10 protein-coding genes are annotated in these 12,040 nt (G+C 39.9%); 5 read left to right on the forward strand and 5 right to left on the reverse strand.

All coding sequences use genetic code 11. The features are described from left to right. Positions 1-5 precede the first annotated feature (5 nt). Positions 6-809: an undecaprenyl-diphosphate phosphatase gene (locus tag F8B77_RS10925; protein ID WP_151655364.1), complete on the forward strand. Its 804-nt coding sequence runs from the start codon at positions 6-8 to the stop codon at positions 807-809. 195 nt (positions 810-1,004) lie between these two features. Here F8B77_RS10925 and F8B77_RS10930 read toward each other — a convergent pair whose 3' ends face one another. Further along, a complete protein-coding gene (locus F8B77_RS10930; RefSeq protein ID WP_151655365.1) occupies positions 1,005-2,228 on the reverse strand; it encodes a multifunctional CCA addition/repair protein in 1,224 nt (407 codons plus the stop codon). Positions 2,229-2,355: 127 nt separating this feature from the next. Here F8B77_RS10930 and F8B77_RS10935 point away from each other — a divergent pair, with 127 nt between their 5' ends. Further along, positions 2,356-3,927: an ExeA family protein gene (locus tag F8B77_RS10935; RefSeq protein WP_151655366.1), complete on the forward strand. Its 1,572-nt coding sequence runs from the start codon at positions 2,356-2,358 to the stop codon at positions 3,925-3,927. A gap of 1 nt (position 3,928) precedes the next feature. Next, positions 3,929-4,627 (forward strand): general secretion pathway protein GspB, encoded by a 699-nt coding sequence (locus tag F8B77_RS10940; RefSeq protein WP_151655367.1) that lies wholly within the window; start codon positions 3,929-3,931, stop codon positions 4,625-4,627. A 267-nt stretch (positions 4,628-4,894) separates the two neighbouring features. Here F8B77_RS10940 and F8B77_RS10945 read toward each other — a convergent pair whose 3' ends face one another. From F8B77_RS10945 to F8B77_RS10955, 3 genes are all read right to left on the reverse strand, one after another. Further along, entirely contained in the window at positions 4,895-5,506 is a 612-nt protein-coding gene (locus tag F8B77_RS10945; protein WP_151655368.1) for a TIGR04211 family SH3 domain-containing protein, read from the reverse strand. A gap of 174 nt (positions 5,507-5,680) precedes the next feature. Then, positions 5,681-6,961 carry an inorganic phosphate transporter gene (locus F8B77_RS10950; protein ID WP_151655369.1) on the reverse strand — a complete coding sequence of 427 codons (1,281 nt, stop codon included), beginning with the start codon at positions 6,959-6,961 and terminating at the stop codon, positions 5,681-5,683. Positions 6,962-6,988: 27 nt separating this feature from the next. After that, the gene (locus tag F8B77_RS10955) at positions 6,989-7,669 is read right to left on the reverse strand and encodes a TIGR00153 family protein (protein WP_130043936.1); all 681 of its coding nucleotides are present in this window, start codon (positions 7,667-7,669) and stop codon (positions 6,989-6,991) included. Positions 7,670-7,857: 188 nt separating this feature from the next. Between F8B77_RS10955 and F8B77_RS10960 the strand changes: the two genes are divergently transcribed. Next, positions 7,858-9,375: a CYTH and CHAD domain-containing protein gene (locus F8B77_RS10960; RefSeq protein WP_151655370.1), complete on the forward strand. Its 1,518-nt coding sequence runs from the start codon at positions 7,858-7,860 to the stop codon at positions 9,373-9,375. Between the two features lie 72 nt (positions 9,376-9,447). Here the strand turns inward: F8B77_RS10960 and F8B77_RS10965 are convergent, their stop codons facing one another. Continuing rightward, positions 9,448-10,218 (reverse strand): potassium channel family protein, encoded by a 771-nt coding sequence (locus F8B77_RS10965; RefSeq protein ID WP_151655371.1) that lies wholly within the window; start codon positions 10,216-10,218, stop codon positions 9,448-9,450. A gap of 113 nt (positions 10,219-10,331) precedes the next feature. Here F8B77_RS10965 and F8B77_RS10970 point away from each other — a divergent pair, with 113 nt between their 5' ends. Then, on the forward strand, positions 10,332-11,933 hold the full coding sequence (locus tag F8B77_RS10970; protein WP_151655372.1) for a methyl-accepting chemotaxis protein: 1,602 nt from the start codon (positions 10,332-10,334) through the stop codon (positions 11,931-11,933). The last annotated feature ends 107 nt before the right edge of the window (positions 11,934-12,040 follow it).

A 12,040-nucleotide genomic window follows, 5' to 3' on the forward strand; every position in this document is an offset into this window, starting at 1 on the left:
CTATCATGACATATCTTGAAGCATTTTTTCTTGCGTTGCTGCAAGGATTTACTGAGTTTTTACCTATCTCGAGCTCCGCTCATCTTATTCTTCCTTCCGCTGTTCTTGGGTGGCCAGATCAAGGCTTAGCCTTTGATGTTGCTGTTCATGTGGGTACTTTAGCGGCGGTGATTATTTATTTTAGAAAAGAGGTAGTGAGCTTATTAACTGCTTGGGTTGGTTCTATTGTTAAAAAAGAGCACAACAAAGAATCTAAATTAGCTTGGTTAATCATTTTATCGACTATTCCGGCTGCACTTTGTGGTCTGTTGTTTAAAGATTTTATCGAAGTGTATTTACGTAGTGCGTGGGTTATTGCAACCACAACGATTGTATTTGGCCTTTTACTTTGGTGGGTTGATAAAAACTCAGAGTTAGTTAAAGACGAGTATGAAATGACGTGGAAAAAAGCGTTATTTTTAGGTATTGCTCAAGCGATGGCGATGATCCCAGGAACCTCTCGTTCAGGCATTACTATTACTGCTGCTCTTTATTTAGGCTTTACTCGTGAAGCGGCTGCGCGTTTTTCATTCTTAATGTCGATCCCAATCATTACTCTTGCCGGATCTTATCTTGGTCTTAAATTGGCGATGAGTGATATTTCAATTAATTTTGGTCTATTAAGTACCGGTGTGGTGGTTTCTTTTATCAGTGCTTATATTTGTATTCACTTTTTCTTGAAGCTGATTTCAAGCATGGGAATGACGCCGTTTGTTATCTACCGTTTGTTGTTAGGTGCCGGCTTGTTTGCTTGGTTAAGTTTCGGTTAGAAACTAGAGGCTATACGCTTCGCTAACTAGAAACGATAAGAGCGAGTATTGCTGGCGTGGCAATGTTCTAGGCTTCAGGGCGCTACGCTTGCAGGTCTCAGGTGTACTTGGTTTTGATTTTCCTGAAACCTGAAACCTGAACCTTAGCTTTTATAGTTCCTAGAGCGAAGCGTTCTAGTCAGCGTAGCGTATAGCTTATTTGATATCCAACTTACTCTTCACTGCTTCAACTCGTCTTTTACTCAACTCTTCTCTAATCTCAGCGCCTTTAAATCCAGCAGCAACCACTTCTTTCACTTCCACACTTTTTGCAGCATCAAACGCCATTTTAAAACGCGCTTTTTGTGGGTAAGGTTCTGACTCTAGTCCTAACCGTCCCGCATGATCAGCTTGGCAACAAAGTAAAATAGGTTCTAAGCGCTCAGGCTTACGCCATACATCCATTTTATCGAGTATTTTAATAAAGGTTTGAGCACGAAGCTCAGAAGCTCGATGGATATTGGTGTGATGCTCACAAACCAGTAACGCTAAATCTCGATATTCATTGGGAACCCGAACACGATTGCATAGTTGCTTAATGATTTTAATACCAGTATGGCAATGCATTTTATGGCTTGGCCATTCTGACTCTGGCGTAATGCCTTTTCCTAAGTCGTGGACTTGAGCTGCAAAACGAGTCGGTAAGTCTTGGCTTAGTAATGTGGCTTGTTGAGCCACCATTAATGTATGAACACCCGTATCAATTTCTGGATGCCATTTTTCAGGTTGAGGCACACCGAACAATGCATTCAACTCAGGTAATACAACCGCTAGAGCACCACATTCTTTTAGTACGGAAAGAAAGACCTCAGGGTGTTGGCTCGATAGTGACTTCTCCCATTCTTGCCATACGCGCTCAGGCGTTAGGTGAGACAACTCTCCACTCTCTACCAAGGTTTTCATTAAGGTCATGGTTTCTGGTGCGACAGTAAAACCGAGAGAATGAAAGCGAGCAGCAAATCGAGCGACACGTAATACCCGCAGTGGGTCTTCGACAAACGCGTCAGATACGTGGCGTAATAAGCGATTATTTAAATCATCTTGTCCATTGTAAGGATCGATGAGTTCACCATTATCGGCTTTAGCAATCGCATTAATGGTAAGGTCGCGGCGCAGTAAATCTTCTTCTAACGTAACATCGGGTTCCGCGTAACAAGTAAACCCTTTATACCCTTGACCACTTTTACGCTCTGTTCTTGCTAGGGCATATTCTTCTTTGGTTTTTGGGTGAAGAAAGACAGGAAAGTCTTGGCCAACCGCTTGATAGCCAAGTGAATCCATTTTGTTTGGTGTAGAGCCAACAACAACCCAGTCTTTATCTTTTACCTCAATATTGAGAAGTGAATCTCGAACGGCGCCACCAACTAAATAAATATCCACGTTTTGCCCTACTCGCTACCAAGATAAAGAGAACTTTCTTTACTTTCTTCTTTCCAATGATACCGTACAATAATGGTTTATTGACTTTTATTCTTAGAATTCTCTAGATAGGACACATTGCATCTTTATGTACCAAGACTTTTTTGGCTTTAATAAGCTTCCATTTTCAATGACGCTTAATGCTCGTTTTCTCTATTTGAGTGAACGCCATAAAGAAGCGCTGAATTATTTATTGTCTGGGCTAGGGCAAGGTGGTGGGTTTGTATTATTAACAGGAGAGGTCGGTACGGGTAAAACAAGCGTATTACGCGCATTATTTTCTCAATTAGATAGCAATGTGCATCTTGCCTTAATTTTGAATCAGATGTTTAGTGCTCAAGAGTTATTAGAGGCAATCTGTGATGAGTTTAAGATTAGTTATACTGAAAATGCACCGTTAAAACAATTAAAAGACAGTATTGTTGACTTTCTTAAAACAGAGCATGAACGTGGTTTTCAAACCATTATTGCAATTGATGAAGCCCAGCATTTAGGGGCTGATGTTTTAGAGCAGCTGCGTCTATTAACTAACTTTGAAACCGACACTGATACGTTATTAAAAGTATTCTTGAGTGGTCAGACAGAGTTACAACAAAGGTTGCAGCAAGCAAACTTATGTCAACTCGCACAACGAATTACGGCACGATACCATTTATTGCCTTTAACACAGAAAGAGACCGAGTCTTATATAAAGCATCGCCTAAGTCTTGCTGAAGGACAACTATCTTTATTCTCTGCCTCGTCGATAAGGATGATTGTTCGTCGTTCAAAGGGTATACCTCGTATCGTTAACTTATTGTGTGATAAAGCGTTATGGATTAGTTACCAAAAAGGAACACAGAAGGTTGATCATCAAGCCGTTGAGGAAGCGTGTAAACTGGTACTTGATTGGCAGGTAGAGACACCAGGTGTAGCGCCTATGTCAACACGTGTAGCGCCTATGGCACCACCGTTATGGTTTCCTTTACTCATTGCCATAGGTGTATCTTTACTATTGACCATTGGCAGTTATCGCTTCCTACCTCAATATTTAGAATCAAATTATCCAATTGTTAAATCGGTTATTGAGAAACCACTAGAGGGTTTTTCTTCGCAATCCAGTGCTTTTCAAGCCTTACTATCGGTTTGGGGGTATTCGGTGAATGAGTTTCAAGCGAATTGTCCTAATGCCAAAAGAGCGCAATTATATTGTGTGGAGAGCAATGGTACGTTGGCGGATTTGTTGTTATTAAATCGCTCTGCGTTAGTTTGGTTACAACAGCCCTCTGGAGAGGAATTATTGGCTATTCTTTACCGCGTAAATTCACAGGGAGTTGAATTATTATTACCTTCTAAGAGGGTGAAAGTATCACATCAGTGGTTTGAGCAACATTGGAATGGCGCCTATACACAGCTTTGGCAAAAACCGATTATTACTGAGAGAGCAATGAAATTAGGTGATAAAGGAGAGGCTATTTTAGCATTAAATCGCTTACTTTCTTTCGCGCTAGAGCAGCCAATCAATAACTCTGATGTATTTAGCAAAGAGACTGAACTACAAGTGAAAGAATTCCAAGAAATTTTTGGTCTTGAGACGGATGGTATCGTTGGTTCGAAAACACAAATGTGGCTAGATAGCATTGTGAATGTTAATGCTCCAGTATTACAAGGAGGTGAATAATATGGCTCTATCTCGTTTATCATGGAGGTCATTATCGGCACTTGTGATATTACCACCATTAGTGGTATCAGTATATATAGCCCTTCCTTATTATCAAGCTAGCAAGCAGGAAACCCCATTGCCTGAGTTGACATATATGCAATTGGATTTTCCAAGCATTAAGACCAATGATCTGCCTATACAAGCTCAAAAATTAGCATTACAGCGTTTATCGCAGAATGATAAATCTGACGTAATTACAGCAATCTCAACTAAAATTCCGGTTACTCAACCTCAAAGTAATCGGGAGGAAGTAAAAAGCCTGAGTAGTGATACCACTTTATCGCTAGATATCAATAAGCTCGATTTATCAGGGTTATCACCAGAGTTGGCTGCACGGTTTGAGTCGGTTTTGAATGATCCCGCTGAATATGACAATAATGAGGCTATTGAGGATGAGCCATTAGAAAGTAACGGTTATCTTGAGTTAGATAACAGTGGCTCACAACTCTCAGGGCGCCTGCCTCCACTTAATTTTCAAACTCATAATTACACTAACAAGCCTAGCCATCGTTGGGTAAAGGTTAATGGTAAAGAAGTTAATATTGGTGGCAGTATTACTCCTGCAATCACGTTACTAGAGATTAACCCACGGGATGTTGTGATTGAGTTTAAAGGAAAGAAAATTGAAGTTCCTGCTCTGTATGAATGGAAAGGGTAATCAAACTTAATTGTTTAAGACATATTATACCAATCTACATAAGTATTTGATCATTCTTGCTTGTTAAAATCGATTATATCTGTGTTATAAATTTTGTAATTAGAACCACTAGTTACTGTAATTTATGCCTTGCTCTAATCGATTTTTTCTGCGCAATTATCTGAACAACTACTTATCCAGAATGGTATTATTTAGAACAGATATAAAAAAGCTCAGGATTTCCTGAGCTTTTTTGAATTGATTATTTCTTAATGGACTTAGCGTCGATTAAGCCCAGCCGTTTTGCTTTTTCTTACGGCTTGGGATCATGTGAGGAAGTAGAAGTCCAAATAACAGACCAATACCAGCAACGCCACCGCCATACATGAAGTACTTAAGTAATAAGTCTTCTTTTTGAGTATCTAGTTTAGCGCGTAGTTCACGAACTTCAGATTGAGAACTCACTAGCTGATTGTTCACATCATTATAGGTTTTTTCTAAGTTTTGAATTTGTTGATTACGTTGAGTCAAACTATCAGCAAGTCCTGCTTTTTCATCATTTGCCGCTTTACGAGCGTTAGCTAATTGCGCTTTAACTGAGGTAAGTTCAGCTTCAACTTTTGGTAAGCGTTCACCTAGACCTGCTTGACGAGAAACAAATTTAGATTCAACCCACCCCTTACGGCCTTTAGTATCAACAATTTGAGTAAAGCCAGAGTTCTTATTTGCTGTTAGTTGAGTGATACGATCACCAGCATTCACACTACCAATTATTTTAAATTGGTTACTTGGACCTGAGTGCATGTAGGTAAACAGGTTATCAGAAATATAACGAGTTTGAGCTTGCGCTGGCGCAGCAATAGCCCAAGCAAGTAGAATCAGGCTAATAAAATGCTTCACAATAATATTCCTTTGAAAAGTAGATCCTGAATCGCTTACGTAAAAAATTTATCTATGTATTAATCGCGATTCAAACGAAGGTATAGATACTAAAAATATTTGGAACCAGATGCAAGAAAAGAGGAGATTTTACTCTCCTCTTTGTGCATTTGTTTCAAAATTGATTAGGCTTACTTAAGCACCTATACCAAAGACAGCTTGCATTAGGTAATAGAAAACAACTGCTAATAGAGCACCAGCAGGCAGAGTAACAACCCAAGATGCTACGATGTTACGTACCACGCCTAAGTTTAATGCGCCAATACCACGAGCAAAGCCCACACCCAATACAGCACCTACAAGAGTTTGCGTTGTTGAGATAGGAAGACCAGTGCCTGAAGCTAATACTACCGTTGATGCTGTTGCTAGCTGAGCAGCAAAACCACGGCTTGGTGTTAGTTCAGTGATACCTGTACCTACGGTTGCCATTACTTTATGACCTAATGTTGCAAGACCAACAACGATACCAATACCACCTAGAGGAAGGATCCACCAAGCAATTGTACTTTTCGTTGTGATTTCACCCATATGTTCAACGGTTGAAACAACAGCAGACAGTGGACCAATTGCATTAGCAACATCGTTAGAGCCATGAGCAAATGCCATTGCACATGCAGTGATAACCATTAATGTACTGAAGATGCTTTCAACGCCAGTAAAACCACGGCTGTCTTTGTCATCATTTACCGTGTTTGCAAATTTACGAGAGATATAGATGTAACCACCAACCATCACTAAAGCAGACACACCAGCAGAGGCAACCCATGCTTCACCGTTACTTAAATGAAGACCAACGTGTTTTAGGCCTTTTTTAATAGTAACTAGAGCGATAACCATTGTCGTAATGAACATGTAAACAGGAACAAAACGCTTTGCATTCATGAGTGGTTTGTCAGTATCAAATATCAGTCGTTGAGCACTGATAAAGATCATATAAGCAAAGATACCAGAGATCAGTGGGGTAACTAGCCAGCTACCAACAATACCTTGTACTGAGCTCCAATCAACCGCTTCGGTACCCACAGCAACACAAGCAAAACCGATGATTGCACCGATGATAGAGTGAGTCGTTGATACAGGCCAGCCCATGTACGAGGCAAGCAATAACCAAGTACCAGCAGCAAGAAGGGCTGACATCATGCCGTAAACTAATACTTCAGGCTGATGAGCGAAAAGAGAGGTATCAATTACCCCTTTACGAATTGTATCTGTAACCTCGCCACCTGCAAGGTATGCCCCTGCAAATTCGAAGATCATAGCAATGATGATTGCTTGTTTTACTGTTAGTGCTTTAGACCCTACAGAGGTGCCCATTGCATTGGCAACATCATTTGCACCAATACCAATCGCCATAAGGAAGCCGAAGAAGGCCGCAACTAAAATTAGGGTCGTGCCGTAGTTAGCAAGAATATCCATTGTATTACCTGTTACTGAATCACAAACTTATGAGCGAGATAGCATTAGTTCTAAACGAGAACCAACACGCTGTGCTTGGTCGGCAATGCCGCCAACCCACTCAAGAATTTTATAAAGGAACATAACATCGATCGGATTGTACTTGTGTTCGATGCTCATGAGTTGCTGGCGCAGTTGAATTTGCAATTCATCAGTATCATCTTCAATGATATCTAATTTATTGATCATCTCAGCAACCAAAGTGACTTCACGTCCCTTAAAGCCGGTTTCTAATAGCTCGTCCAATTCGCTGATCACTTCTTGCGCTTGATTAGCCGCATCTAAACAACGTTGAACATAAGCTAAAAATGCATCCTGCATAGAGCTTGGAATTTCAAGTTGGCGACCAACAACGCGACCTGCGATGTCTTTAGCCAGGTTTGCAAGTTTATCTTGCTGAGTTAATAGACCGAGCATATCGGTACGATCAACAGGCATGAATAAACCACGAGGAAGTTTTAAACGAATTTCTCGTTTTAGTACGTCCGCTTCTTTCTCTAAATGAGAAATTTGTGCACGAAGTTCGTTCGCTTTTTCCCAATCACCTTTTGCACACGTTTCGAAAAACGGAACAAGCAGTGAGCAGCATTCATTGACACAAACAACGTGTCGCTGCAAAGGTTTCATTGGGGACTTTGCGAATAACCCCATAATAGTATTTACTGGCATGGTTTCTTAACCTATAAAACAAGTAGCACCTAATGGTGAATTGTTAGACGATGGCCATAAAGGCGCGAATGTTAACCCAATCCCACTATCAATAAAACTACTTTAGATCATGGTTTTGGCATTATTTCTAGCTTGATACCGGACAGTTTAAGCCATATCCTTGGAAAGACAACGGTTATGAGGTCATTATGGAAACTGAAATAGAACTAAAATTTTTTGTTTTTCCTGAGTTTGTAGACACCATTATAGACAAAATTTCAGGTGCAAGAGTCATAGAGCAGAGTTGTCTTCACTTAGGAAACATCTATTTTGATACTCCTGAGCAGCATCTTCGTAAGCATGATACCGGGCTTAGAATCCGACGCTTTAATGATGAGCGAGTGCAAACATTAAAGACAGCAGGGCGTGTTGTAGCAGGATTACATCAGCGACCAGAATACAATGCAGATCACGATTCTGACATTCCAAACGTCTATTTACATCCTTCCGATGCATGGCCTGATGACATTGCTTTAGAAGATCTTCAGCAGCAACTTTCTCCTCTTTTTTCTACCAATTTTGTTCGTCAACAATGGTTAGTTGCTATGCCTGATGGCAGTGAAATTGAATTGGCATTTGACCAAGGTGAGGTGATTTCTGGTGATAAAACTACGCCAATTTGTGAAGTAGAGCTTGAGCTTAAATCAGGTCAAACTGATGCATTATTTACACTCGCTAGAGACTTATGCAGCTCTGGTGGGATGCGTTTAGGTAACCAAAGTAAAGCGGCGAAAGGCTATCGTTTAGCCATGGATACACCAGCTGATAATGTAAAACCGCTAACGTTAGTAAGAACAGAATCAACAGACAGCGTTGAAACGTGTTTTGTTAATTCATTAGAGCACGCATTGTCACACTGGCATTATCATGAGCAGATTTATATCGACACTCAAGATAAATTAGCACTACAAGAAATTCGCATTGCGATTGCTTTCTTACGACAAATCTTTTTAGTTTTTGGTGAAATGGTACCAAAACGTGCGAGTGAATTATTACGCCAAGAGCTTAAATGGCTAGAAGAAGAGTTGCATTGGTTAGATGAATCAGAGCACCTTGCTTACTTAATTGAAGAGAAAGGGAATGTGCTGAGAAAACTGGATGCTCGTAAATTTCTTGTTGCAAGTTTAAAAGAGAGTGCAGCGAGTTTACCAAGCCAAGATGAAATGCTTTCTTTATTAATGTCAGCTCGCTACTGTGGTTTGTTGCTTGATTTGAGTCGTTGGATCTTAACGCGAGATTGGCAGCCATTTTTAGATGATAAGAAGCGTCAAATATTACAAGAATCTATTGATGGCCATTCAGGTACGTTATTAGATAGAACATGGGAAGCATTAGATTCAGCGTTTTCAACATCAAATCAGTTATTACCTACTGATTATTTTAAGCAAAAAATGCGTTTACGTCGAAATCTAATGACAGGAACCTGTTTTGCATTAATTTATGATGATGAGCGAAGAAAAGGCTTTCGCTTACCTTGGTTAGATCTATTACAAGGTATTGGTGATCTAATGAGTTTGGAGCCACTTCGTTCACGAGTGCAGTCGCTTGAAGATGAAGAAGAGCGAGAGCAACTACAGCGCTGGTTACTTCGCCAAGAACGATCGATCTTACATGCAATGGAACAAACTCGCAGAGCAGGGCTTGAATACCCTCCATACTGGCAATAGTATTTATATTACTCTTAATTGATTTAGATTAAGCGGTAAAAAGAAGAGAAGTTAGCAAGCAACCCTGTTTGATTACTTCTCTTTTTTATTTTCTAGTTGTTCTAGTTGTTCTAGTTTTTTTAGTATTTCACTTTGCTGTTGTAATAATAAGTGAAGCTTCTCATCTCGATCGTGTTTTTCTTTCTGCTCGTGTCGTCTTTGTTCTACTTTTGCAGGCTCTGTAATAATTGAGGTTATCAACCCCGAGATCATACCGAAGATGCCAACCCCAGATAAAATAATCAACACCGCTAGCACTTTCCCTGCAACAGTCACTGGATAATGGTCACCATAACCGACGGTGGATATTGTAACAAAGGCCCACCATATCGCATCTCCTGCGGTATGTATGTTTGCTTCAGGGTTTGATCCTTCAAACATCAACATAAAGACAGAACCCAAAGAAATAAGTGTCACCATTAATACTAAAATTGAAGCAATAGTGGCTTCTTTTCGATTTGACTGAATTTGTTTTAACAAAGATTGGCTAGAGCGAAGTAAACGGCATATACGTAAAATATGAAAAATCCTAGCGTAACGAATAGGTTCGATAATGGGGATGCTCGCAATAAAATCTATCCAGTGATCTTTTAAATACTGGCGACGGTGCTTACTACGAAATAAATCAAGACTAAGCTGAAAGAGAAAGAGACCACATATAATAGTGTCGAGTGCGATTAGCATGGTGCGGCTGGTGTGATCTAGTGGTACGAACAGCAGGCTTGAGATCACAATTAGTGATAAAAAGGAAAGTATCAGTGACATTAAGCTCAAGGGTCTTAGGTCAATTTTGTTATGATTCATGTTAATTATTTATACCTATCCGTCGATACAATATTGATACGCGTAGTTTTTGTGCAGATATCTATTTATCATGCACTAAAAAAATTGATTCTGAAAGCGAGCAGGGAGTGAGGATGTCAACAATAACCTTTAAGCCATGGGAAAGATTGGTCACTGATATTAAATTGGTGCCAAAGTTGGTCATGTTAATGGTATTTAGTACGGTTCTATTAGTAACAAAACAATTGTGGGATGCGAATAACTTTTACCAATCTGTTATTACTATTCAGAAAGAACGAGCGCAAGAATCAGCCATTGCTAATGCTGAATTAGTAAATCGTCTTTTAAATTATAACTCAGAAGGAAACGATTTAGTCGCTGAAGCGATCACCAGTCAATCAAAAGGCTGGAAAGACGGTAATTATATTTATGTGATTAATCGTAAGAATGGTGAGGTATTTGGACATCAATCTATCCGTTCACTTTCTTCTTTTAATAATACACTGGATGATGGGGCTTCTTTGCAGCAGTTATTCAGTGAGTTGTCTTCTCAAAAAGCATATTCATTAAATGAGCATTCTCGTTTTGAATCGGCAGTAAAAGTTCCAAACCATGATTGGGTCGTTGTGGCTTCACAATCTTCAAATGTTGCTGAACAATATTATCAAGAGTATTTAACGCAAGTGATTTGGCAAACATTAGCGATGATCGTTTCTTTCATGGTTATTTTATTGAGCGCTTCAAGCATTATGCTGCGTCAAATGAAGTATTTAAATGCTTCAATGAAACAGATTGCCGCTCAAAATCTTTCAGAGCCTGTTGAGATGAACTGCAAAGATGAGTTTGGTGATTTGGCAAGAGAGCTAAATAAAACACGATTACAGCTTAAATCTGTGGTTGAAACTCAGTTATCAGCATCTCAAGAGCTCGCTGGGTTGACGGAAATAATGACCATCAGTATGGAAGGAACAAAAGAAGCGGCTCAAGAAGAGTTTGCTGAAATTGATCAGCTAGCAACAGCCATGAGTGAAATGAATTCAACGGTTCAGAATGTGGCTGAGAATGCGCGTAATGCTTCTATTGGTACCGAGCAGGCACAAACTCAAGCAAAAGTAGGTCAAGAATTTGTTGAAGGTACGATAGTTAAGATCCAAGCATTATCAGGTGATATTGCTGCTTCTGCTGAGGTGGTTAATCAAGTAGAAGAAAGAGTGATGTCAATCAGCTCGGTGGTAGAAACGATTCGTGGTATCTCTGAGCAAACCAATTTACTTGCATTAAATGCAGCGATTGAAGCGGCTCGAGCGGGTGATGCAGGGCGTGGCTTTGCTGTCGTTGCCGATGAAGTAAGAAACCTAGCACAAAGCACGCAAGGTGCTACCGTTGAAATTCAAGAGATGATCACTCAATTACAAAACAGTGCAAACCAAGCGGTTGAGTTGATGGAAAAAAGTGTGGTTGAAGCTGCGGAAGGTGTAGAGCTTGTAACCAATGCAGGCACAGAGTTAGACAGCATTGTTAATCAAGTAAACCATATTAATGAAATGAACTTCCAAATCGCAAGTGCAGCAGATCAGCAAAGTTCAGTAGCAGAAGAGATGGATCAAAACTTAACCAATGTTCGTGAACTGGTAGATGCGTCTGTTGTTGTGATGACAGAGCTAACCGAAACATCCGAAGAAATGCAGAAAAACGCAGAAGAGTTAGAAGCAAAAATGAAAGTCTTTAAACTTTAAGACAAACTAACTTAATTTAATTAACGCCTACACTCAGTTGTAGGCGTTTTTATTTGCGGCGAAAAACAAAATTTGGCACAGTATCAACAGTCTGATCGTACTTGGCG

It is taken from the genome of Aliivibrio finisterrensis (genome assembly GCF_008933155.1).
In the GTDB taxonomy this organism is placed as follows: domain Bacteria; phylum Pseudomonadota; class Gammaproteobacteria; order Enterobacterales; family Vibrionaceae; genus Aliivibrio; species Aliivibrio finisterrensis.